Raw genomic sequence first — 22,076 nt, 5'->3', positions numbered from 1 at the left:
GGAGCTGCGCATGACTACCACCTTCCCGGACGTCACCATCAGCACGGACCGGCTGGTGCTGCGCCCCTTCGAGGAGGAGGACGTCACCGCGCTCGCCGAGATGATGAACGACGAGCAGGTCACCGCCTGGACCCCGGCCCCGCACCCCTACACCCGCGCCGACGCCCACGCCTGGGCCACCGACCGCTCCCACGCCGAACGCACCACGGGCCGCGGCATCGTCCTCGCCGTCACCGAATTCCTCACCCACCGCCTCGTCGGCAGCGTCCACCTCCGCGACACCGACTGGCGCACCCGCACCACCGAGATCCGCTACGTCACCGCCCCCTGGGCCCGCGGCGAGGGCTACGCCAGCGAATCCGTCCTCGCCGTCGCCCGCTGGCTCTTCCGCGAGCAGCAGTTCGAGAGACTCGAACTGCGCACCGCCGCCGACAACACCGCCGCCCAGCAGGTCGCCCAGAAGATCGGCTGCATCAGCGAAGGCGTCCTGCGCAACGCCTGGACCGTCCGCACCCAGTCCGCCGACGGCAGCTGGGCCGACACCCGCACCGACCTCATCGTGTGGAGCCTGGTCCCCGAGGACCTCGACGACGCCGGCACCGACCCCTACGGCGAGGAGTACGGCGCCTACGAGACCCACGACAGCCACGAGGCCCGCCAGTCCCGCGCCGGCCACCCCGCCCACGCCGCCACCGCGGACCGCAGCCGTCCCGTGACCAGGTAGTCTCGCAGTGCGCGACCCCGACGAAACTTCGCCTGCCCCCACCCCAGGAGACTGACGACGATGGCCGACCGGGTCACGGTGATCGGCTGGGACGGCTCCCCCCTGACCGCGGCCGCCCGGTCCGCGCTCTCCGCGGCCACCCTCGTGGCCGGCGCCGCCCACCACCTCGCGCTCCCCGAAGTCCCGCCCGGCGCCGAACGCATCCGCCTCGGCAGCCTCGGCCTCGCCGCCCGCCGCATCGCCGGCCACCGCGGCACCGCCGTCGTCCTCGCCGACGGGGACCCCGGCTTCTTCGGTGTCGTACGCACCCTGCGCGCCCCCGAACACGGCCTGGAAGTAGAGGTCGTCCCCGCCGTCTCCTCCGTCGCCGCCGCCTTCGCCCGTGCCGGAATGCCCTGGGACGACGCCCAGGTCGTCGTCGCCCACCCCCGCACCCTGCGCCGCGCCGTCAACGTCTGCCGCGCCCGCGGCAAGGTCGCCGTCCTCACCTCGCCCGGCGCCGGCCCCGCCGAACTCGCCCTGCTCCTCGAAGGGGTCCACCGGACCTTCGTCATCTGCGAGGAACTGGGCACCGACCGCGAACGCGTCACCGTCCTCACCTCCGACGCCGCCGCCGACCACACCTGGCGCGACCCCAACGTCGTCATCGTCATCGGCGGCGCCGGACACCCCGCAGCCGCCGACGCCCCCTGGCTCCTCGGCCAGAACCCCGCCCAGAACCCCGCCGCCGGACGCGGCTGGGCCCGCCCGCACACCGACCCGTACGCGGGGGAGGGGGAGTCGCCGCAGCTGCGCGCCGCCCAGCTCGCCCGCCTCGGCCCCCGTCCCGGCGACCTCGTCTGGGACATCGGCACCGGGCACGGCGCCCTCGCCGTCGACGCGGCCGCCTTCGGCGCCGCCGTCATCGCCGTCGACGCCGACCCGCGCGCCTGCGAACGCACAACCGCCGCCGCCCGCAGGCGCGGTGTACAGATCCAGGTCGTCACGGGCCGCGCTCCACACGTACTCGAGAACCTGCCCGAACCCGATGTCGTGCGGGTCGGGGGCGGCGGCGCCCCGGTCGTCGCCGCCGTCGCCGACCGCCGCCCCGAACGGATCGTCAGCCACGCCTCCACGCGCGACGAGGCCGAGGCGATCGGACGCACCCTCACCGAACACGGGTACGCCGTCGAATGCGCGCTCCTGCAGTCCGTCGGCCTCGACACCAGGACCTGGGCCGAACAGGAGCGTTCCGTCGTGTTCCTGCTGGCAGCCGAACGCCCCGTGAACCGCTGACAGGGAGCCCGGGGTAGGCTGGCCGATCGTCGTACCGCCAGGCAGGGGCACGACGTGGCGCAGTCCACAGCGGACCGTGCCGGTTTCCGGCCGACACGGTGGCCGACGGGCGCGACAATGCTCAGGAGTTGTCGTGCGGGCGCACACGAGACGTGGCGCCGGGCGGCGACCCCGCTCGTCGGGCCAGCAGGGCGCCGGGCGATTGAAGAGGCGAAGAGGCAACACCGATGGGCGAGGGGTAAGCATGACTGACACCGGCCAGGTCCCGGGCGAGGGTCACCCGGACAACGCGGGCATGGTGGATCAGCAGGGCGTTCCCGCTCCGGTCCCGCCGATGCCCCCGCTGCCGCCGATGCCCCCGGCCGGCTACGCCTTCCAGGACCTCGTCGACGACCCGGCCGAGGACGAGGAACTGCTGCTGATGCCCAGCGGGCACGGGCAGGGCTCCTGGAGCGACCCGCAGGTGGTCCCGCCGGTCCCCGCCTTCCCCGGCGAGTTCCCCGCGGACCAGGGTTACACCGAATACCCCCAGGCCGAGTACCAGCAGGCCGAGTACCCCCAGTCCCCGGCGCAGCCCCAGGCCGCCGGCTACCCCGAGCCGGGGCCCCTCGGCTTCCCGGAGCCCGGGTTCGCCATGCCGGGTCAGCAGCCGGTCGCGGGCCAGGAGCCGGTCCCGGGTCAGGAGGCCGTGCCCGGTGCTCAGGCGCCGGTCCCGGGTCAGCAGGCCGCGCCGGGTCAGCCCGTGCAGGGGCAGCCGATGCCGGGTCAGCCCCTGGCGGGCCAGGCCGTGCAGGACCACGCCCTGGCGGGCCAGCCGGCTCAGGACCACTCCCTCGCGGGTCAGCCGCTGCCCGGTCAGCCGATGCCCGGGCCGTCGCTCGGCTTCCCTGACGGCGCGTTCCCCGACCCCGCTTCCCCCGAAGGCTTCGCCGACCCCGCCGGGTACAGCGCAGGTGCGCACGAGACCGGCGGCCGTGACTCCGGCTCCCTGGACCTCGGCGGGCTCGTGGTCCCGCCCGCGGCCGCCGCCGCGGCCGGGCAGATCCCGCACGCCGCGCCCGTGACCCCGTCCCGCCGGCCCCTCCACATGGGACCGCCCGTGCCCGAGGCCACCGGGGGAGTCGTACGTTCCCTCGCGGACCGGGGGCCCGCCGCGGCGCCGGCCGCCACCGTGGCGCCGCCGATGCCGGCCGCCCCCGCCGTCGCCGTCCCGACCGGGGCCCCCGCCGTCGCCGTCGTCCCCGCCCCGGCGGCGGAAGCGGCCCCGGAGGCCGGACCGGACGCAGCCGCCGCCGAGGGTGCGACCGCCCCCGAGACCCCGCCGGGCGCCGAGCCCCTGGGCGTGGCCGAGCCGTCGGCCGCCGCCGAGGCCGGTGCGGGGACGCCGGGCGCGCCGGAGCCGGTTCCGGGTGCGGATGCGGCTCCCGGGGTGCCCGGGGTGCCTGCCGCGGGTCCCGAGTACCTTGACGTTCCGGGCGCGGAGGCGCCCGTGGCCCCGGCCGCCCCGGTCGCCGCGCAGCTGGGCGAGATCCCGCCGCAGGCCGGCGCGCCCTGGGCGGCGGAGCCCGCGGGTGCGGGTGCCGAGCAGGCGGCTCCGGGTGCGGCCGAGGGCCAGGGCGTCGTCGGACAGCCCGTGGCCGAGGGCCAGGCGGCGATCGACGGCCTGCCGGTGAACGAGGGCCAGGCCGCAGCCGACGCCCAGCCGGTGGCCGTGCTCGACGGCGGGCCCGGTGCCGACGGCCAGGCGGTGGCCGAGGGCCAGGCCGCAGCCGAGGCCCAGCCGGCCGCAGACGCCCAGCCGGCGGCCGAGGTGCAGGCCGCCGCGGCTGAAGGCGCGCCCGTGGCCGACGGCCAGGCCGTGGCCGAGCCTGCCGGGGCGCCGCAGGCCGTTGTGGCCGCGACGGAGGCGGGCGAGGCCGTCGAGGGCGCTGTGGCCACCGAGGCGGCCGCCGGGCCCGAGGGCGTCACCGCCCCCGAAGGCGCCCCCGCGCCGGTGGCCGAGGAGGCCCCGGCCGTCGCGGGCACGCCCGGCAACCCCGAGCCCGCCGAGGCGGCGCAGGCCCCCGAGGCCGCGGAGGCCCCGGCCGAGCCCGCCGCCGGGACCACCCCCGCAGACGCGGCGGTCCAGGTGGCCGACGCCCCCGCCGCGACCCCGGCCGAGCCGGCCGACCCCGCCGCGGAGGCCGACGTACCGGCCGAGCCGGCCCCCGGGTCCGCCGAGGCGGCGCAGCCCGTCGCCGCCGATGCCGAGCCGGCCGTCGGCGAGCCCGCCCCGGCCGACGGCGAAGCCGCCGCCGCACCCCGGCCCTCCGTCGGCGACCCGGCCCCCGGCTACGCCGACGCCGAGCGCGAGGCCGTCCTGCGCGTCATGCGCGAGCGGCGCGACATCCGCAACGGCTTCCGCACCGACCCGATCCCGCACGAGGTGCTGCTGCGCGTCCTGGAGGCCGCCCACCACGCCCCGAGCGTCGGCCACTCCCAGCCGTGGGACTTCGTCGTCATCCGCTCGGCCGAGACCCGCCGCACCATGCACGAGCTCGCCCAGCGCCAGCGCGAGGCCTACGCCAAGTCGCTGCCCAAGGGCCGGGCCAAGCAGTTCAAGGAACTGAAGATCGAGGCCATCCTCGACACCCCGGTCAACATCGTGGTCACCGCCGACCCCACCCGCGGCGGCCGCCACACCCTCGGCCGGCACACCCAGCCGCAGATGGCCCCGTACTCCTCCGCCCTCGCCGTCGAGAACCTCTGGCTCGCCGCGCGCGCCGAGGGCCTCGGCGTGGGCTGGGTCAGCTTCTTCGACGAGCGCGAGATGGTCCGCGCGCTCGGCCTCCCCGAGCACCTGGAGGTCGTCGCCTACCTGTGCGTCGGGTACGTCGACGAGTTCCCCGAGGAGCCGGAGCTGATGCAGGCGGGCTGGGCCCAGCGCCGTCCGCTGGCCTGGGTCGTGCACGAGGAGACGTACGGGCGCCGCGCGCTGCCCGGCGAGGCCCCGCACGACCTGCTCTCCGACACCGTCGCCGGAATCCGCCCGCTCGACGCCAAGGCGCTCGGCGAGGCCTGGGAGCGGCAGAAGCGTATGACGAAGCCCGCGGGCGCACTGGGCATGCTGGAGATCATCTCCGCGCAGCTGGCCGGCCTGTCGCGCGTCTGCCCGCCGCCGATCCCGGAGCCGGCCGCCGTCGCGATCTTCGCCGGCGACCACGGCGTCCACGCCCAGGGCGTCACGCCGTGGCCCCAGGAGGTCACCACGCAGATGGTGGCCAACTTCCTGGGCGGCGGGGCCGTCTGCAACGCCTTCGCCAACCAGGTCGGCGCCGAGGTGTGCGTCGTGGACGTCGGCGTGAAGGGCGACCTGCCGGCCACCCCGGGCCTGCTGCCCCGCAAGGTCCGCCCCGGCACGGACGACCTGTCGGCGGGCCCCGCGATGAGCCGCGAGGACGCCGTCGCGGCCATCGAGGTCGGCATCGAGACCGCGCGCGACCTCGTCGCGGCGGGCAACAAGGCCCTCCTGACGGGCGAGATGGGCATCGCGAACACCACGGTGTCCGCCGCCCTGATCTCCGTCTTCACGGGCGTCGACCCGGCGGAGGTCACCGGCCGCGGCACCGGCATCAACGACGAGACCCACGCCCGCAAGGTCGACGTGGTCCGCCGCGCCCTGGAGCTCCACCAGCCGGACGTGAACGACCCGATCGGCGTCCTGGCGGCCATCGGCGGCCTGGAGCACGCCGCGATCGTCGGCCTGATCCTCGGCGGCGCCTCCCTGCGCACGCCGGTCATCCTGGACGGCGTGAGCGCGGGCGCGGCCGCCCTGGTGGCCCGCGCCATCGCCCCCGAAGCCCTGTCGGCCTGCATCGCGGGCCACCGCAGCGCGGAACCGGGCCACGTGGCCGCCCTGAACAAGCTGGGCCTGCGCCCCCTGGTCGACCTGGACCTCCGCCTCGGCGAAGGCACGGGCGCCCTCCTGGCCCTCCCCCTGGTCCAGAGCGCGGCCCGCGCGATGCACGAGGTGGCCACGTTCGACTCGGCGGGCGTGACGGAGAAGTAGCCACCACGCGGATCGGGGCCGGACACCACGGGGTGTCCGGCCCCGCTGCTTTGGGCCCGCCATCTCCCCCTCGACGGGTGGGGGCCGGGCGGTGGCTGCCCACCCGCCTCCCTGGGTGCGGGGCGGTGGGTGGGGATCGGGATCCTGCCGGGCGGTGGCGGACAGCGAGCCGGGACCGGGGGGGCAGGGTCTGACCTGGGCGGTCTCAGAGAGGGGTTGGGGCTTTCCCGTCAGTCCCACTGTCCTTCCGGTTCGGGCCGCCCTGTCAAGGGCGCTCCTTCGTCGCGTCGCTTCGCGATGTCGCTGCGCTCCACCCTTGACAGCCCGACCCGCCCCGGAAAGACAAGGACTGCCGGGAAACCCCCAAAAGGACGGCACGGTCCATTGATGGACATACGGCGGGATCAGCGACCCTTCGGGGTCGTCGGGGGCCGCCTCGCCAAGCATCTGGGCCGACAGGATTGCCATCCGGGGCCGCAATCCGCGACAGATCGCTACGCGCTCCTCCCGTCTCAGCGTCCGCCTACCGCCTGGGGCCGATACCCGCAGGGAATGCCAATCAGGAACACATCCGGGACCGATGGGCGCATCAGATCGCTACGCGCTGCCCTGAATCGGCGTCCGGCGGCCGTCGAGGGCTGATACACGTGTCCCAGGACCAACAGACGGTCTTCTGATGTGCAGTATCCAGCCCAATGTCTTTGTGCGGCAGGTACGTTGCCAGCATGGCTGACTTCTTGATTGTGATCACGACCGTCCATACTCACGAGGCCGCCCGGAAGCTGTCGCGGTCGGCGGTGGAGGCGGGGTTGGCCGCCTCCGGGCAGGTGACCGGTCCGATCGAGACCACGTACAGGCACCTCGGCGAGGTGACCGAGGGGACCGAGTACCAGGTGGCGTTCCGGACAGCCGATGATTGCTGCGAGGCGTTGGAGAAACACCTCGCGGACAACCACCCGTACGACTCGCCGGAGGTCATCGCGTTCGGAATTGACGCTGGTCGTGCCGAGTACCTGGAGTGGATCACCCGCGCCACCCGCTAGGCCTTCACACGATCCAGCAGTGCGGTGACCGGGGCAAGGGCCCGGTGGGGCTCCAGCCGCCTGACCATCGCCCGAGCCCGTGCGGCCGGTCTGACCGAAGCCAGCCCCTCCGCGAGGTCGAGCACTCGACCCGTGATCGTGGCTGCGTGCTCGACTTCTCCTGCGTCCAGGTAGGCCGACGCGAGCCAGGAGAGGTACAGCGCTTTGTCTCGTGCCCGTGTGTCGTCGTAGCGGCTGAGGGCGTCCTCCAACGCGGGGATGGCCCGCAGCGGACGATGTAGCTCCGCCCAACACCTCCCAGTCATGATCGCGATTTCGTCACTGTCCACCCAGTAGGCCCAGTCCGGCGCTGACTCGTCGCTTTCCTCGTGGATGGCTTCTTCGGCCGTCTTAAGGGCGTAGTCCGCTGCTGAGGCATTGCCGGATGTCGCGTGCTGCCATGCCAGTCGGTCCGCCAGGAGGGCCCGTACGGCCGGCGTCGCGTTCGTGCCCAGCGCCTCGCACGCGGCCGTCGCAAACCTGACGCCGGAGTCGCCACCCACAGTCCACTCCAAGTACGCGAGGAAGGCCAGCGAGTTGCCTTCCAAGGAGGTGTTCCCGGCAGCCCGGGATGCCGCCAGGGCGGTCATGTAGTGGTTGCGGGCGGCCCCGTAGTGGCCGGCGTCGTATGCCGCCCATCCCGCCAGCTGAGCTTGTTCGGAGACGATTCCCCGAAGGGCACGCCCTGTGGTCTCCGAGTAGACACCTTCGTCGGCCAGCCGGATCGTGCTGTCGAGCTCACGCACGTACAACCGGTAGGTGTCACCACCGCCCGCGAAGTCGTCCAGTCGTCTGAGCCGGGCCGTTCTCTGGCTCAGCTGCCCCGGCACGTCGGCACCGATCCTCCGGCCCGCCGCCAGTAGCGACGATGGCTGTATGACGGCGATGCCAGCGCTGGCCATGAATCCTCGGCGGTTCACATCGTTCTCCTGGTCGCTCTGCTGCTCCTGACGGCGAAGCCGCCGCGCCAGCGCGACTGCGCGGCAAAGCTCTTCCTCCGGCACGCCGAACTCGGCCGCCAGCAGTGCCCGCGACGCGGGGTCCGGAAGTCGCTCGTGCGTTTCCCATCTCGACACCGCAGCCTGCTCCAGCGGGTATCCCCGCCGTGCGGAGAGGTCTGCGGCCAGACATTCCTGCGTCCGTCCGCTGGCCGTCCGCAGCCGACGAATCAGTTGGCCGATCGGCTCCGGATCGTTGCTCTCGCTCTTGGTCGTCATCGCCGTCCCTCGGCTGTCCCCGCCCGGAACTCAGCCTGGCCATAAAACGTGGCCATGTCCCCGGAATGGCCATGCCTCCTGGCCCATCCGTCCAAACGCTCAAGGCAGTTGACTGGTCACAGCCGCCCGTCCAAGACCGTGGAGAGGTGCAGTGTCCCCCCAGAACCGTAAGGATCAGCGCCAGACCGTGTGCACCTGCGTCAGTGCTCTGCCTCATCGCAGCAGTCCTTTCTGGAGGGTGCGGGCCGTGCCCCTGCCCAGCCAGGAACTCTTCGACCGCGCCCAAGCCGGCTGGGAGCGCTTCCTCGACTCCTTCGAGGAGCCGCCCCATGAGTGAGCAGTACGAGTACGTCCCTCACCGCCTCCTCCATCGCCGTGTCCGCGACATCGCCTCCGGGGCGGAGGGCGTCCTGATGGCCGTGATCAACGAGAACGTCTCGGATCGGGGTGCCGAGTACTGGATGGAGCTGGCCTATATCCGGGGGGCATCCGGCCGCGAGTTCACCACGGCCGTCGCCAACATCCAGCCCGCCTATGACGAGCCCCAGACGGCCTGCAGCCGCCGAGAACCGGGCAGCGCGTAGCGATCTGCCGCGCCCACAGGCCCCGGATGCCGCTCAGATTGGCATTTGGTGCAGGTATCAGCCCCAGCCGGGCGGCGGACGCCGAAATGGGAGGAGCGCGTAGCGATTTGTCGCGCCCACCGGCCCCGGATGACGGTCCCGTCGTCCTTTCCTGCGGGCATCATCCCCGGACGGTCGGCGGACGCTGGGACGGCAGGAGCGCGTAGCGATCTGTCGCGAATCGCGGCCCCGATCCACCGGCTCATCGGCCCGGATGCTTGGCGAGGCGGCCCCCGACGACCCCGAAGGGTCGCTGATACGGCCGTATGTCCAGTGAACGTCCGTCCCGTTCCTTTGGGGGTTTCCCGGCAGTCTTCGTTTTTCCGTGGCGGGACGGGCTGTCAAGAGTGGAGCGCAGCGACATCGCGTAGCGACGCGACGTAGGAGCGCTCTTGACAGGCCGGCCCGACGCGGAAGGACGATGAGACTGACGGGAAAGCCCCAACCGATCTCTGAGACCGTCCGGCCGAGACCCCGCCCCTCCCCACCCCCGGTCGGCCGTCCGGTCCCGCCCGGCGGGCTCCCGGCCCCACCCCACCGCCCGCAGGCCGGGAGGCGGGTGGGCAAGCGCCGTTCGGCCCCCGACCCCTCGCGGGGGAGACGGCGGGCCCGCACCGCGAGGGGGCGGCCCCGCCCCATCCCCGCCCGGCGGGGAGGCAGCCGCCGGCCTGCCCCGGACACGCCGCAGGGGCGAAAACCCCGCCCCCGCGTGGCGACGTCAAGCCGTGGCCGTGCCTCCGCCAATCTGCGCCCCCGCAGGTACCACCAGCGGCGATGGGTCGTATCGTGGTGGCGGACGGGCGCCCGCACGGTCCGTCAGCCGCTCCAGCGCAGCAGCGGCCCCGCCGAACACACCCGCCGCATCAGGAGCCGCAACCGCCATGGGAAACCCGGCACACCCCGCCTACCCCGTAGGACTGCGCCTGACCGGGCGCCGCGTCGTCGTCATCGGCGGCGGCCAGGTCGCCCAGCGCCGCCTGCCCGCCCTCGTCGCCGCCGGTGCGGACGTCCTGCTGGTGTCCCCGTCCGCCACCCCCTCCGTGGACGCGATGGCCGAGACCGGGGAGATCCGCTGGGAGCGGCGCCGCTACCAGGACGGCGACCTCGACGGTGCCTGGTACGCCCTGATCGCCACCCGCGACCGCGAGGCCAACGACCGTGCCTCCGCCGAGGCCGAGGCCAAGCGGGTCTGGTGCGTGCGCGCCGACGACGCCGAGGCGGCGACCGCCTGGACCCCCGCGACCGGCCGGGTCGAGGGCGTCACGGTGGCCGTGCTCAGCGGAAACGATCCGCGCCGCTCCGCGGCCGTACGCGACGCCGTGGTCGAGGGGCTGCGCGACGGCTCCCTCACCGCCGCCCGCCCGCACACCCCCGGAGTCGCCCTCGTCGGCGGCGGCCCGGGCGACCCGGACCTGATCACCGTGCGCGGCCGGCGCCTGCTCGCCGAGGCCGACGTCGTGATCGCCGACCGGCTCGGCCCCCGCGACCTCCTGGACGAGCTCCCGCCGCACGTCGAGGTCATCGACGCCGCGAAGATCCCGTACGGCCGTTTCATGGCCCAGGAGGCCATCAACAACGCCCTCATCGAGCACGCCAAGGCCGGCAAGGCCGTGGTCCGGCTCAAGGGCGGCGACCCCTACGTCTTCGGCCGCGGCATGGAAGAGCTCCAGGCCCTCGCCGAGCACGGCATCCCCTGCACGGTCGTGCCGGGCATCTCCAGCTCCATCTCGGTGCCGAGCGCGGCCGGGATCCCCGTGACCCACCGCGGCGTGGCGCACGAGTTCACCGTGGTCAGCGGCCACGTCGGCCCCGACGACCCGCGTTCCCTGGTCGACTGGGCCGCGCTGGCCAAGCTCACCGGCACCCTCGTCATCCTGATGGGCGTCGACAAGATCGGGCTGATCGCCGAGGCCCTGATCAAGCACGGCCGCCCCGCCGACACCCCGGTCGCGGTCGTCCAGGAGGGCACCACCGCCACCCAGCGCCGCGTGGACGCCACCCTCGCCACGGTCGGCGAGACCGTGCGCGCCGAGGAGGTCCGCCCGCCGGCCGTCATCGTCATCGGCGAGGTCGTCGCCGTGAACCCTCCCGGCGAGCTCCCCACCTTCCCCGTGCTCCCCGAGCCCCCCGCCACCGGCGCCTGACGGCCCGTTGGCACCACACCCAGGACAAGGCAGTATCACCCTGTGGCTGATCTCATCACCATCGAAGACCCCGAAGACCCCCGCCTGCGCGACTACACGGGCCTGACCGACGTGGAGCTGCGCCGGCGCAGAGAGCCCGCCGAGGGCCTGTTCATCGCCGAGGGCGAGAAGGTCATCCGGCGGGCCAGGGACGCCGGGTACGAGATGCGCTCGATGCTGCTCTCCGCCAAGTGGGTGGACGTCATGCGCGACGTCATCGACGAGATCCCGGCCCCGGTGTACGCCGTCAGCCCGGACCTCGCCGAGCGCGTCACCGGCTACCACGTGCACCGCGGCGCCCTGGCCTCGATGCAGCGCAAGCCGCTGCCCACGGCGCCGGAGCTGCTGGCTTCGGCCCGGCGGGTGGCCGTCATGGAGGCGGTGAACGACCACACCAACATCGGGGCCATCTTCCGCAGCGCCGCCGCCCTCGGAATGGACGCCGTCCTGCTGTCGCCGGACTGCGCGGACCCGCTGTACCGCCGCTCGGTGAAGGTGTCGATGGGTGCGGTGTTCTCCGTCCCCTACGCCCGCCTGGAGGCCTGGCCCAAGAGCCTGGACACGGTCCGCGAGGCGGGCTTCAAGCTGCTGGCGCTCACCCCGCACGAGAAGGCCTCGCCGATCGACGTGGCGGCCCCGCACACCCTGGAACGGGTGGCGCTGATGCTGGGCGCCGAGGGCGACGGCCTGTCGACGCAGGCGCTGGTCGCCGCCGACGAGTGGGTACGGATCCCCATGGCGCACGGCGTGGACTCGCTGAACGTGGGCGCGGCCGCGGCGGTGGCCTTCTACGCGGTGGCGGGCAGCGGCGGCAACGCCTGACCAGCGGCCCCCGCACCCCCTCCGCACAACGCACAACGCACAACCAGCCCGTCCCCCCCCGCACCCCCTCACACAACACACGACCAGCCCGCCCCCCCGCACAAACCGAAGGGGCGCCCCGCCGCAAGGCGGGGCGCCCCTTCGCCGCTACGCGCTCCCTCACAGCCGCTGCGCGAGCGCGATCCCCAGCGCCACCAGCAGGGTCACGACCACGAACACGATCAGCCGCTGCCGCATCAGCTTCGGGTCGGGCCGCGAAGGCCGCCGCCCGGTGCCGGTGGTACGGGGCCCGGTGCGCGGTCCCGTACGGCCCCCCGTGCGCCCCGCCGTCGACCCGGGGTGGCGGGAGCCCGACGGGCGCGGGCGCGCCCCGCTGTGCGGCCCCTGCGGCCGCGGGGCGGGCGTGGCGCCGGCCGGGCGGTCCCCGTGCCGCTCGCCGTGCCGCTCACCCGCACGCTCGCCGGCCCGATCGCCCAGCCGCTCGCCCGGGCCCCGGCCGCCGCCCCCGGTACGCCGCTCGGTGTCCTGCCCCGCGTACCCGGCGGCCCGCTCCGGCAGCCGGCCGGTGGACCGCTCGACGCGGGCACGCTGGGCCGGAGGGCGGCCGTCGCCCAGCCCCTGCGCCTCGCGGGCGGCGATCTCCTTGAGCCGCATCGACAGCTGCAGGGTGCTCGGCCGCTCCTCGGGGTCCTTGGCCAGGCAGGCCCGCACCAGCGGGGCCAGCGCGTCCGGGACGCCGACCAGGTGCGGCTCCTCGTGCACGACCCGGTACAGCATGACCTCGGAACTGCCGTGCCCGAAGGGGGAGTCGGCCATCGCGGCGTAGGCGAGGGTGGCGCCGAGGGAGAACACGTCCGTGGCCGGGGTGACGGCGGCGCCGCGCACCTGCTCGGGGGCGAGGAAGCCGGGGGAGCCGACGGCGGTGCCGACGTGGGTCAGGGTGCTGGCACCCGTGGCCCAGGCGATGCCGAAGTCGATGATCCGCGGCCCCTTGGGCGACAGCAGGATGTTCGAGGGCTTCAGGTCGCGGTGGACGACCCCGGCCTCGTGGACGGCGACCAGCCCTTCGGACAGCGCGGCGCCGATGGCGGCGATCTGTGCCGCCGTCAGGGGGCCTTCCTCGGCCACCTTGTCGTGCAGCGAGGGGCCGGGCACGTACTGGGTGGCGAACCAGGGCCGCTCGGCCTCCAGGTCCGCGGCCACCAGCCGGGCCGTGCACCCGCCGCGGATCCGCCGGGCGGCGGACACCTCGCGGGCGAACCGGGAGCGGAACTCCTGGTCCTCGGCCAGGTCGGGCCGGATCACCTTGAGGGCGACGCGCTGCCCGCGCCGGTCGGAGCCGAGGTAGACGACGCCCATGCCGCCGGCACCGAGCCGCCGGTGCAGTCTGAAGGAGCCGACGACACGCGGGTCCTCGCGCCGGAGCCGCATCATCGCCATGTCCACCCCGCTGACGGTCGCCTTGCTGACCTGGCACAGCTTACGGACCATCCGGCACCAGCGCTCAGAGGCCGCGCCCTCCGCGGAGGATTCGATCCTCAGTGCGGGGCAGGCCACTTGAGGGTGTGCCAGACAGGAAGACCCCCGTTCCGGTGACTTCGCCCCGCACCCCCAAGAGCCCTTCGGGCCAAGGGGATTGGCCTGTTCGCGCTCCCTTCGGGCAGCGGGGGCCGGGGGAGGGCGGCCGCGGCGCGCGACCGGAGCCGTCAGCACCCCGTACGAGGACACGCGTGCGCGGGGGGTGACGGAAGTGAGCGAAGTCACTACTCTCCGGTCATTCCCTCCGGGAAGACCCCCACCCGGGGGCAGCGATCTCCACCCAGGGGAGTAGGCCGCGGGCGTCCGCCTCATCCTCCTGGAGGCCCGGCAATGGGTACGAGGGCATGAGGCCAGCAGCCTTCCGGCCGCCTAGTGTTGAAGACAAGCGGCGGGTGGCGCACTCGTCCCCCGAGGTCACGAGCCCGCCGCTGCCAGACGACAGGGAGAGGACCATGGCGGACATCGCACGGCAGGGACGCAAGCTCTTCGCGTTCAACGGCCATGAGTCCGGTACGCGCCACCCGCTGGTGGCCGCGGCCATGGTCCTCCCCCTGGCCGCCCTCCTGCTCTTCCTCTTCGGGGGTTTCGATCAGGTGGCGGCACAGGCGTCGTCCGTGGGCGTGATGCTGGGGCGCTGAGCGGCGCTCCGGGTCCGGGAGAGCGGCCCGGGCCGGGACATCGGCCCGTCGAACCCCGTGGGGACGGGGGAACGGCGGACGGCAGTTGAAGGGTGTTGCCCGTACGGCTGGGGAGCCGGACGGGCAACACCCTTTTTCACGTCCCCACAGCCGCCCCACGGCAGAAGCCCCGGCCGTCGAGACGGCCGGGGCTTCCGGTGGCGGTGCGCGATACTGGGATTGAACCAGTGACCTCTTCCGTGTCAGGGAAGCGCTCTCCCGCTGAGCTAATCGCGCGGGCTACGGTACGGAACCGCAGGTCAATCAGGGTGTTGCTGGTACTGCGTGCGCGATACTGGGATTGAACCAGTGACCTCTTCCGTGTCAGGGAAGCGCTCTCCCGCTGAGCTAATCGCGCGGGATCCTTGCGGACCGGCCCTTTCGGACCAGTGGACGATACTGGGATTGAACCAGTGACCTCTTCCGTGTCAGGGAAGCGCTCTCCCGCTGAGCTAATCGTCCTTGGAGGTGGAGACGGGATTTGAACCCGTGTAGACGGCTTTGCAGGCCGTTGCCTCGCCTCTCGGCCACTCCACCTCGGAGTGCGCGGGGTCTCGGGAAGATCCCCCACTCAGAGCGGACGACGAGACTCGAACTCGCGACATCCACCTTGGCAAGGTGGTGCTCTACCAACTGAGCTACGTCCGCAGTGTCACCGTGTTCGCTCCGGGGTTTTTCCCCTTCGCTCCCTGGCGACGTGTTGAACTCTAGCGGATTCCCGGGCCAGCTCAAAAACGCGTTTCCGCAGCGTGCTGCCGACCCGATCACCAGAGGTCACCCGCCGGTCACCTCACCGGCGGCATCTCGCCACCGGTCATAGACTCGCAGCCGTGCACGACCTGCCTCCCCTGGCCCGCTTCGGCGGCCTCCTCGCGACCGACCTCCGAGACGTCACCAGCGATCCCTCGGCCCTCGACTCCACCGGGTTCTGGGTGGTGAGCGCGGACTTCGAAGGCCGGCTGGTCTGCGCGCGCTTCGGGGACATACGCCCCGACCCCGTGCCCGCGCCCGTCCCGGGGGCCTGGCGCGGACCCGCCGCCGACCGCTGGTCCTCCTCCCTCGACCGCTCCGCGTACGTCGCGGGGGTCCGCCGGATCCGCGAGTACATCGCGGCGGGGGAGGTCTACCAGGCCAACCTCTGCCGCGTGGTCTCCGCTCCGCTGCCCGACCCGGCCGCCGCCGACGTGGACGCCCTCACCGCCCTCCTCGCGCGCGGCAACCCGGCCCCCTACGCAGGAACGATTCGGCTCCGCGCCCACGGCGTGGAGATCGCCACCGCCTCCCCGGAGCTGTACCTGCGCCGGGCGGGCCGCCGCGTGGAGTCCGGACCGATCAAGGGCACCGGCCGCACCGCCGCCGACCTGCTGCCCAAGGACCACGCCGAGAACGTGATGATCGTGGACCTCGTCCGCAACGACCTGGGCCGCGTCTGCGCCACCGGCTCGGTCACCGTGCCCCAGCTGTGCGCCCTGGAGGAGCACCCCGGCCTGGTCCACCTGGTCTCCACCGTCAGCGGCGAGCTCGCCGAGGGCGCGGGCTGGCCCGAGCTGCTGGCCGCCACCTTCCCGCCCGGCTCCGTCACCGGCGCGCCCAAGTCCTCCGCCCTGAGGATCATCGAAGAGCTGGAGACCGCCCCGCGCGGCCCCTACTGTGGGGGCATCGGCTGGGTCGACGCCGACCGGGGCACCGCCGCGCTCGCCGTCGGCATCCGCACCTTCTGGATCGACCGCGAGGCCCCCGGCGGGCCCCGCCTGAGCTTCGGCACCGGCGCCGGGATCACCTGGGGCTCCGACCCCGAGCGGGAATGGGCCGAGACCGAGCTCAAGGCGGCCCGGCTGCTCGCGCTGGCCTCGGGCGGGCCCGCCCCGGGCGCGGACGAGACGACGCACGACCTGAGTGGAGGAACCGTACGGTGAGGATCTGGCTCGACGGAACACTGCGGGACGCCGACGACGCGAAGGTGTCCGTCCTCGACCACGGGCTGACCGTGGGCGACGGGGTCTTCGAGACCCTCAAGGCGCAGGACGGCACCCTCTTCGCCCTCACCCGGCACCTGGAGCGGCTGACCCGCTCCGCCCGCGGCCTCGGCCTGCCCGACCCCGACCTCGACGAGGTCCGCCGGGCCTGCGCCGCCGTCCTGGAGGCCAACCCGATGCCGCTCGGCCGGCTGCGGATCACCTACACCGGCGGCCTCTCCCCGCTCGGCTCCGACCGCGGCGAGACCGGGCCCACCCTGGTCGTCGCCGTCGGCGAGACCGCCCGCCGCCCGGACACCACGGCCGTGATCACCGTCCCCTGGGTGCGCAACGAGCGCTCGCCCCTGGCCGGCCTGAAGACCACCTCCTACGCCGAGAACGTGGTCGCCCTCGCCCGGGCGAACCGGGCGGGCGCCTCCGAGGCCCTTTTCGCCAACACGGTGGGGCAGCTCTGCGAGGGCACCGGCTCCAACGTCTTCGTCGTCCTCGACGGCGAACTGCACACCCCGCCCGTGGCCTCCGGCTGCCTCGCGGGCATCACCCGCGCCCTGGCCGCCGAATGGACCGGCGCCCACGAGACCGACCTGCCCCTCGACGTCCTGGAGCGGGCCGAGGAGGTCTTCCTGACCTCCACCCTGCGCGACGTCCAGGCCGTCCACCGCATCGACGGCCGCGTCCTGCCCGCCGCCCCCGGCCCGGTCACCGCCAAGGCCATGCGGGTCTTCGAGGAGCGCGCGGCGTCCGACATCGACCCCTGAGCCCCCCTTGAGCCCCCCTGAGCCCCCCGCCCGGGTGACACCGGCGCGCGGCGGGTAGAACGGGACGGATGACCACCACCCTGCGGCCGACCGGGCCGCTTCAGCACAGCGGGGGCGGCGGGCGCTCGCGCCCGTATGAGGTCCGCGTCAACAGCAGGCGGGTCGGAACGCTCCTGATCGCCGCCGACACGCCCTTCGGGCCGACGCTGGGGGAGATCCGCGACCTGGCCATCGACGAGGCGGACCGCCGCCGCGGCCGCGCCACGGTCGCCGCGCTGGCCGCCGAGGAGGTGCTGCGCGGCTGGGGCTGCCGCCGGGTGCGGATCTCCGTCCCGGCGGGCTCCCCGGGCGGCCTGCGGCTCGCCGGGTCCCTGGGATACGCGGAAACGGGCCGGAACATGGCCAAGGAGCTCCCCCAGGACCCGCCGGCCCTCTCCGAAGGGGTGCGGGGCCGGCCGATGACGCAGGCCGAGTACGCGGCGTGGGACGTCCGTGCCCGCGCGGAGTACGCGGCGAGCTGGACGGCCCGGGGCATGCGGCCGCAGGAGGCGCGGGCCAAGTCGGAGGCGGACCACGATGCGCAGCTCCCGCGCGGCCTGGACACCCCGGGCGTCACCTTCGCCGTCCTGGAGGCGGCCGGGACCCCGGTCGGGCACGTGTGGCTCGCGCCGCGCGGGGAGGGCGGCGCGGGGGCGTACGTGTACGACGTCGCGGTCGCCGAGGAGCACCGGGGCCGCGGCCACGGCCGGGACCTGATGCTCCTCGCGGAGCGCGCCGCGATCGCGCGGGGCCACCGCCTGCTGGCGCTGCACGTGTTCGCCGACAACACCCCGGCCCTGCGGCTGTACGAATCCCTCGGCTACCGGACCACGGAGGTGAACTACGCCAAGGAACTCCTCTGAGCCCTCCGGCTCAGCCGCCGGCCAGCAGCCGGTCGGCGATCTCCTCGATCCGGGCGCGCAGGCCCTCCTGGCTCTTGCCGCCGTCGAGGCGCTCGCCGCCGATCACGTAGGTCGGGGTGCCGGTCACGCCGATGGCCTTGCCCTCGGCCTGGTCGGCGTCGACGATCAGGATGTGCCGCCCGTCGATCAGGGCGGTGTCGAACTCCTCGGCGTCCAGGCCCAGTTCACGGGCCGCGTCGAGCAGTACGGCCTCGCCGCGCTCGCCGAGCTCGGCCGCCCTGGCCAGTACCGCCTCCGCGTACGGCCAGCCCTGCCCCTGCTCCAGGGCCTCCTCGGCGGCCTGCGCGGCGGCGAAGGCGTGCTTGTGCTTCTCCAGCGGGAAGTGGCGCAGCCGGATGTCCAGCCGGTCGCCGTAGCGGGCCCGCAGGGCGCGCACGTCGTCCAGAGCGCTGTGGCAGTCCGGGCACTGGAGTTCGCACCAGACGTCGAGGATCACGGAATCGGTCATACGGACAGTCTCCCAGACCACCCGTGCGGCACCGGGGGAGGAGATCCGACCCCGAGATGTCCCGGAGATCGGGCCGGGCGGGCGCGCGGGCATGGCCGCGACGGAGGCGGGCGGTGCAGGATGGAAGGGACAGAACGCCCGCCGCAGACCGCCGGAGGACCGCATGCTCGCCGAGACCATTTGTTCCGCGGTGTCCGCGGCGGGCCTGGGCATCGCCGCCGTGACCGCGTACCGCAGGCGGTTCCTGAGGGCCGTGCGGATCGCCGCGTACGCGCTGGTGCCGGTCGCCCTGGTGCTGACCGGGGTGGTGCAGTGGCTGTCCGGGGTCGTCTTCAAGCCGACCGTGTGGATCGGCTTCGGGCTGCTGGCCCTGGCCTGGGTGCTGTTCCTGGCCACCCGGGCGCTCGAACGGCGCGGCGCGGCGGGCGAGGCGGGCGCGGCGAAGCCCCGCGGGGCCGTCGCCCCGGCCGCCTCCGCGCCCGCCCTCGGCGGCGGGGCCGCCGGCCCGTCCCCGACGCCGCGGAGCGCTCCGGCGGAGGACTTCTCCGACATCGAGGCCATCCTCAAGAAGCACGGCATCTAGCGCACGGCAGCGCTCCCGCGCGGGAGAAGCCCGGGGAAACCACCCGAAGTGAGGAGAGACGGCTAACTACCGTGTGACGCATGGCGTGTTGGGGGCGCCGGGGGGTCGCACTGCGCGATCATCGCCCCGACATGCTCGACACATCCCAGGGTGAGCCGCAGGCTCCCGTTCCCGTTTCCGTTGCCGAGGCCCCCGCGCCCCTCGGGCCCCCCGAACCGCGCGGCTGCCTCTTCGCCCTGTCCCAGCCGCCGCTGATGATCTTCCTGGCGGTGATCGGGCTACTGCTCCTGCTCGCCGCCGTGCACGACCTCTACCTGCTCTGACGCGTGCTCCGGGTGGCTGTCGGCACCCTTGCGGCGCGCCCGGTACGCGGCCACGTGCAGCCGGTTCCCGCAGGTCCGGCTGTCGCAGTAGCGGCGCGAGCGGTTGCGGGAGAGGTCCACGAAGGCCCGCCGGCAGTCCGGGGCCTCGCAGCGGCGCAGCCGCTCCTGCTCGCCGGAGACCACGATGAAGGCCAGCGCCATGCCCCCGTCCGCCGCCAGGTGGTCGCCCACCGAGGCGCCCGGCGCGAAGTAGTGCACGTGCCAGTCGTAGCCGTCGTGGTCGGTCAGCCGGGGGGTGGTGCCGGCGGTGGCCACCAGCTCGTTGATCAGCACGGCCGCGGCGCGGGAGTTCGGCGCGGCGAAGACCTGGGCGAACTTGCCCCGTACCGTCCGGACCCCGGCGAGGTCGCGGGCGGTGAGCTCGCCGACGTCGCTGATCGCGTACTCCTTGACGAAGCCGCGCAGGGCGGCGACGTCCGCCAGCCCGTCGGGCCGGCCGGGCTCGGCCGCTGTGTTGACCAGCGCGACGACGACGTCGAGCGCGCGACGGGTGTCGTGGGGGATCTGCACGGGGTCGCTCCCTGGATGCCGGCCTGGCGGCGACGGGCCGCTGCCGCCGCTGGGGGCCGACTCTAGCGGTTGGCGTCAACAAGGCGCCCGGGCAGCGCGACGGCGCCGCCCTCGCGGGTGGCTCCCGCGGGGACAGCGCCGGTGCTGCCGTATGGGGTTGTCCGTGCGGCACCGTCGCCCCGAGTCGGACGGTGCCGGGCGGCTGGGGGCCTGGCTCAGCTTTCGGCCAGGATGTGGGAGAGCTCCTTGTCGAGGTCGAAGTGCCGGTGCTCGGTCCCGGGCGGGACCGCGGCATCCGTGCGCTTCAGGAACGACTCGAGGGCTCGGGCGGGTGCTTCCAGCAGCGCTTCTCCCTCCGGTGAGCTCAGGGCGATGCAGACGACGCCCTGACCATGGCTGCGGGACGGCCAGACGCGGACGTCGCCGGTACCGGTAGGCCGGTGGAGGCCCTCAGCGAGGAGGTCGCGGGCGAACACCCATTCGACCGTCTCCTCGGCGCCGGTGTGGAAGGTGGCGTGCACGGCGTAGGGATCGGCCGTGTCATACCGCAGGCCCGCGGGAACAGGCAGTGAGGACTCGCTCGACACAACGAGGCGCAGGTGCAGCTCGCAGCTGACCGTGGTGTTCATAAGCGCCAGGGCCTTTCGCTCAGTGTGCGCTCGGGGATTCGCACGTCGGCGAAATCGACATGCCACCTACGGTGCCGTTGTAAACCCCTCTGACCGTTTTGCGGACCTCTGGGTCCCTCGGACGGCGGATCCAAAGCCGCATTCACGTGTGCTTCCGGCTCCGGTAGATTCGGTGCCATGGATACGGGGAGTGACCGCGGAACCAACGAATCCGCTACGGGCGAGACGGCCGCCGAGGAAGCGCCGCACGTCTCGAAGGCGCCCGCCTTCATCAAGGCCAACCGCAGCCTGCACCTGAGCTGGCAGGTCGGCGTCTTCGTCGTCGGCCTGGTCGTCATCGGCGCCGGCATCGCGATGCTCGTCCTGCCGGGGCCCGGCTGGGTCGCGATCTTCGCCGGCCTGGCGATCTGGGCCACCGAGTTCGCGTGGGCCCACCTCGTCCTGCGCTGGACCAAGCGCAAGGTCACCGAGGCCGCGCAGAAGGCCCTCGACCCGAAGGTCCGGCGCCGCAACATCATCCTCACCAGCGCCGGCCTGGTCATCGCGGGCGCGCTGGTCGGCTTCTACCTCTGGAAGTACGGCTTCACCCTGCCGTGGAACCTCAAGGACCAGTGATCGTCCGGAGGTGGTCATGGAGCACCGCTGACATGCGGTAATGTTTGCGGTGTGCCCGGGCGATTAGCTCAGCGGGAGAGCACTTCGTTCACACCGAAGGGGTCACTGGTTCGATCCCAGTATCGCCCACCCGGAGCAGAGGCCCCGGAGATTCGCAAGAGTCTCCGGGGCCTCTGCCGTACCCGCCCGCCCCTCAGCGCAGCCGGCCGAAGGCCTCGCGCAGCCGGCGGGCCTCCCGCAGCCGCCTCTCGTACGTCGCCCCCACCGCCAGCAGCAGCACACCCGCGAGCGCCGGCGGCACCCAGCGCGGCAGCAGACCCGCCACCTGCACCACGTACGGGGCCAGCTCGTGCACCGCGACCCCCGCCAGGGTGACCCCGCCCAGCAGCAACGGCGCCCGCAGCCGCCGGTGCGCACCCGCCAGCGTCACCGCGAGCGCCCCCAGCCCCAGCAGCAGCGGGCGGGGCCAGTACGGGTCCCCCCAGACGGCGGCCAGGCTCGGCAGCAGCGCCACCCCCAGACCCGGGCCGTACGCCGCCCAGGACGAGGCCTCCGGGTCGCGGCGGCGGCGCACGAGCCCCACCGCCAGGGCCGCCGCCGACGCCGGCAGCGCGTACGCCTCCGGCACCGCCACCCCCGACGCCGCCAGCCGCACCCAGACGGCCGCCACGCCCAGGACCCCCGCCGCCGGACCCAGCCCCCGCCGGTCGGCCCGCAGCGCCCCCGCCGCGCAGAGCGCCCCGCCCAGCGCGAGCACCAGCGCCAGCACCGGGAGGTCACCGGTCGCCAGGACCACCCCGAGCACCCCCGCCCCCGCCGCGGAGACCTCCGCCGGGACGCGCACCGTCCCCAGCGCCGGCCCGAAGGCCACCACCGCCGAGGGAAGGGCCACCACCGCCACCCCCGTCCAGGCGGGCGCCACGCCGCCCAGCGCGCCCAGCGCCACCACCGTCGCCGCCGCGTACCCGACGGCCGCCACCGCGCAGACGCCCCGCACCGCCGCGCGAGCGCCCCCGTACGCC

At 74.1% G+C, this 22,076-nt stretch carries 20 protein-coding genes and 6 tRNA genes; 15 read left to right on the top strand and 11 right to left on the bottom strand.

What is annotated here, in order from left to right; translation table 11 throughout:
* Nucleotides 1-10 precede the first annotated feature (10 nt).
* The 4 genes from B4U46_RS07435 (at nt 11) to cutA (ending at nt 7,090) form a co-directional block, all read left to right on the top strand.
* Complete coding sequence (locus tag B4U46_RS07435; RefSeq protein ID WP_079425139.1) at nt 11-724, top strand: GNAT family N-acetyltransferase; 714 nt, start codon at nt 11-13, stop codon at nt 722-724.
* A gap of 60 nt (nt 725-784) precedes the next feature.
* On the top strand, nt 785-1,999 hold the full coding sequence (gene cbiE / locus B4U46_RS07430; RefSeq protein ID WP_079425137.1) for a precorrin-6y C5,15-methyltransferase (decarboxylating) subunit CbiE: 1,215 nt from the start codon (nt 785-787) through the stop codon (nt 1,997-1,999).
* A gap of 244 nt (nt 2,000-2,243) precedes the next feature.
* Nucleotides 2,244-6,047 (top strand): nicotinate-nucleotide--dimethylbenzimidazole phosphoribosyltransferase, encoded by a 3,804-nt coding sequence (gene cobT, locus B4U46_RS07425; RefSeq protein WP_079425135.1) that lies wholly within the window; start codon nt 2,244-2,246, stop codon nt 6,045-6,047.
* Between the two features lie 725 nt (nt 6,048-6,772).
* Nucleotides 6,773-7,090: a divalent-cation tolerance protein CutA gene (cutA, locus tag B4U46_RS07420; RefSeq protein ID WP_079425133.1), complete on the top strand. Its 318-nt coding sequence runs from the start codon at nt 6,773-6,775 to the stop codon at nt 7,088-7,090.
* Here cutA and B4U46_RS07415 read toward each other — a convergent pair.
* Nucleotides 7,087-8,346 (bottom strand): helix-turn-helix domain-containing protein, encoded by a 1,260-nt coding sequence (locus B4U46_RS07415; protein ID WP_079425131.1) that lies wholly within the window; start codon nt 8,344-8,346, stop codon nt 7,087-7,089. The two genes, cutA and B4U46_RS07415, sit on opposite strands and share 4 nt — an antisense overlap.
* Before the next feature lie 329 nt (nt 8,347-8,675).
* Here B4U46_RS07415 and B4U46_RS07410 point away from each other — a divergent pair, with 329 nt between their 5' ends.
* The 3 genes from B4U46_RS07410 (at nt 8,676) to B4U46_RS07400 (ending at nt 11,974) form a co-directional block, all read left to right on the top strand.
* Nucleotides 8,676-8,930 carry a hypothetical protein gene (locus B4U46_RS07410; RefSeq protein ID WP_079425129.1) on the top strand — a complete coding sequence of 85 codons (255 nt, stop codon included), beginning with the start codon at nt 8,676-8,678 and terminating at the stop codon, nt 8,928-8,930.
* 920 nt (nt 8,931-9,850) lie between these two features.
* Nucleotides 9,851-11,113, top strand: coding sequence for a uroporphyrinogen-III C-methyltransferase (cobA, locus tag B4U46_RS07405; RefSeq protein ID WP_079425128.1), 1,263 nt, complete (start codon nt 9,851-9,853; stop codon nt 11,111-11,113).
* A 42-nt stretch (nt 11,114-11,155) separates the two neighbouring features.
* The gene (locus tag B4U46_RS07400; RefSeq protein ID WP_079425126.1) at nt 11,156-11,974 is read left to right on the top strand and encodes a TrmH family RNA methyltransferase; all 819 of its coding nucleotides are present in this window, start codon (nt 11,156-11,158) and stop codon (nt 11,972-11,974) included.
* A gap of 159 nt (nt 11,975-12,133) precedes the next feature.
* Here B4U46_RS07400 and B4U46_RS07395 read toward each other — a convergent pair whose 3' ends face one another.
* On the bottom strand, nt 12,134-13,414 hold the full coding sequence (locus B4U46_RS07395; protein ID WP_079431611.1) for a serine/threonine-protein kinase: 1,281 nt from the start codon (nt 13,412-13,414) through the stop codon (nt 12,134-12,136).
* 527 nt (nt 13,415-13,941) lie between these two features.
* Here B4U46_RS07395 and B4U46_RS07385 point away from each other — a divergent pair.
* Nucleotides 13,942-14,151 (top strand): hypothetical protein, encoded by a 210-nt coding sequence (locus B4U46_RS07385; RefSeq protein ID WP_384757425.1) that lies wholly within the window; start codon nt 13,942-13,944, stop codon nt 14,149-14,151.
* A gap of 204 nt (nt 14,152-14,355) precedes the next feature.
* Here B4U46_RS07385 and B4U46_RS07380 read toward each other — a convergent pair.
* The 5 genes from B4U46_RS07380 to B4U46_RS07360 form a co-directional block, all read right to left on the bottom strand.
* A tRNA-Val gene (locus tag B4U46_RS07380) sits at nt 14,356-14,427 on the bottom strand.
* A gap of 49 nt (nt 14,428-14,476) precedes the next feature.
* A tRNA-Val gene (locus tag B4U46_RS07375) sits at nt 14,477-14,548 on the bottom strand.
* Between the two features lie 32 nt (nt 14,549-14,580).
* A tRNA-Val gene (locus tag B4U46_RS07370) sits at nt 14,581-14,652 on the bottom strand.
* A 1-nt stretch (nt 14,653) separates the two neighbouring features.
* A tRNA-Cys gene (locus B4U46_RS07365) sits at nt 14,654-14,727 on the bottom strand.
* Nucleotides 14,728-14,765: 38 nt separating this feature from the next.
* Nucleotides 14,766-14,838 (bottom strand) — tRNA-Gly (locus B4U46_RS07360).
* Nucleotides 14,839-15,020: 182 nt separating this feature from the next.
* Between B4U46_RS07360 and B4U46_RS07355 the strand changes: the two genes are divergently transcribed.
* From B4U46_RS07355 to B4U46_RS07345, 3 genes are all read left to right on the top strand, one after another.
* Nucleotides 15,021-16,106, top strand: a complete 1,086-nt coding sequence (locus B4U46_RS07355; protein WP_079425122.1) for a chorismate-binding protein — start codon at nt 15,021-15,023, stop codon at nt 16,104-16,106.
* Nucleotides 16,103-16,924, top strand: coding sequence for an aminotransferase class IV (locus B4U46_RS07350; protein WP_079425120.1), 822 nt, complete (start codon nt 16,103-16,105; stop codon nt 16,922-16,924). The genes B4U46_RS07355 and B4U46_RS07350 overlap by 4 nt, the downstream gene beginning before the upstream one ends.
* Before the next feature lie 68 nt (nt 16,925-16,992).
* A complete protein-coding gene (locus B4U46_RS07345) occupies nt 16,993-17,826 on the top strand; it encodes a GNAT family N-acetyltransferase (RefSeq protein ID WP_079425118.1) in 834 nt (277 codons plus the stop codon).
* 10 nt (nt 17,827-17,836) lie between these two features.
* Here the strand turns inward: B4U46_RS07345 and B4U46_RS07340 are convergent, their stop codons facing one another.
* Entirely contained in the window at nt 17,837-18,334 is a 498-nt protein-coding gene (locus B4U46_RS07340; protein WP_079425116.1) for a DsbA family protein, read from the bottom strand.
* Between the two features lie 163 nt (nt 18,335-18,497).
* Between B4U46_RS07340 and B4U46_RS07335 the strand changes: the two genes are divergently transcribed.
* Together B4U46_RS07335 and B4U46_RS07330 are read left to right on the top strand one after the other, a co-directional pair.
* Entirely contained in the window at nt 18,498-18,917 is a 420-nt protein-coding gene (locus tag B4U46_RS07335; protein ID WP_079425114.1) for a hypothetical protein, read from the top strand.
* Between the two features lie 131 nt (nt 18,918-19,048).
* Nucleotides 19,049-19,240: a hypothetical protein gene (locus B4U46_RS07330; RefSeq protein WP_079431610.1), complete on the top strand. Its 192-nt coding sequence runs from the start codon at nt 19,049-19,051 to the stop codon at nt 19,238-19,240.
* On the opposite strand, the gene B4U46_RS07325 is transcribed toward B4U46_RS07330, so the two are convergent.
* Together B4U46_RS07325 and B4U46_RS07320 are read right to left on the bottom strand one after the other, a co-directional pair.
* Nucleotides 19,196-19,810, bottom strand: coding sequence for a CGNR zinc finger domain-containing protein (locus tag B4U46_RS07325; RefSeq protein ID WP_079425113.1), 615 nt, complete (start codon nt 19,808-19,810; stop codon nt 19,196-19,198). The two genes, B4U46_RS07330 and B4U46_RS07325, sit on opposite strands and share 45 nt — an antisense overlap.
* A gap of 215 nt (nt 19,811-20,025) precedes the next feature.
* Nucleotides 20,026-20,439 (bottom strand): SsgA family sporulation/cell division regulator, encoded by a 414-nt coding sequence (locus B4U46_RS07320; protein WP_030011909.1) that lies wholly within the window; start codon nt 20,437-20,439, stop codon nt 20,026-20,028.
* A 177-nt stretch (nt 20,440-20,616) separates the two neighbouring features.
* On the opposite strand from B4U46_RS07320, the gene B4U46_RS07315 reads away from it, so the two are divergent.
* Entirely contained in the window at nt 20,617-21,054 is a 438-nt protein-coding gene (locus B4U46_RS07315; protein ID WP_079425111.1) for a TIGR02611 family protein, read from the top strand.
* A 57-nt stretch (nt 21,055-21,111) separates the two neighbouring features.
* Nucleotides 21,112-21,183: transfer RNA gene (locus tag B4U46_RS07310), tRNA-Val, on the top strand.
* Nucleotides 21,184-21,247: 64 nt separating this feature from the next.
* Here the strand turns inward: B4U46_RS07310 and B4U46_RS40600 are convergent.
* Complete coding sequence (locus tag B4U46_RS40600; RefSeq protein WP_420543173.1) at nt 21,248-21,811, bottom strand: SCO7613 C-terminal domain-containing membrane protein; 564 nt, start codon at nt 21,809-21,811, stop codon at nt 21,248-21,250.
* Between the last annotated feature and the right edge of the window lie 265 nt (nt 21,812-22,076).

The sequence above is a fragment of the Streptomyces katrae genome (assembly GCF_002028425.1).
GTDB lineage: Bacteria > Actinomycetota > Actinomycetes > Streptomycetales > Streptomycetaceae > Streptomyces > Streptomyces katrae_A.
Note: the sequence above shows the minus strand (reverse complement) of the source record. Positions and strands in the feature narration are given on the sequence as shown.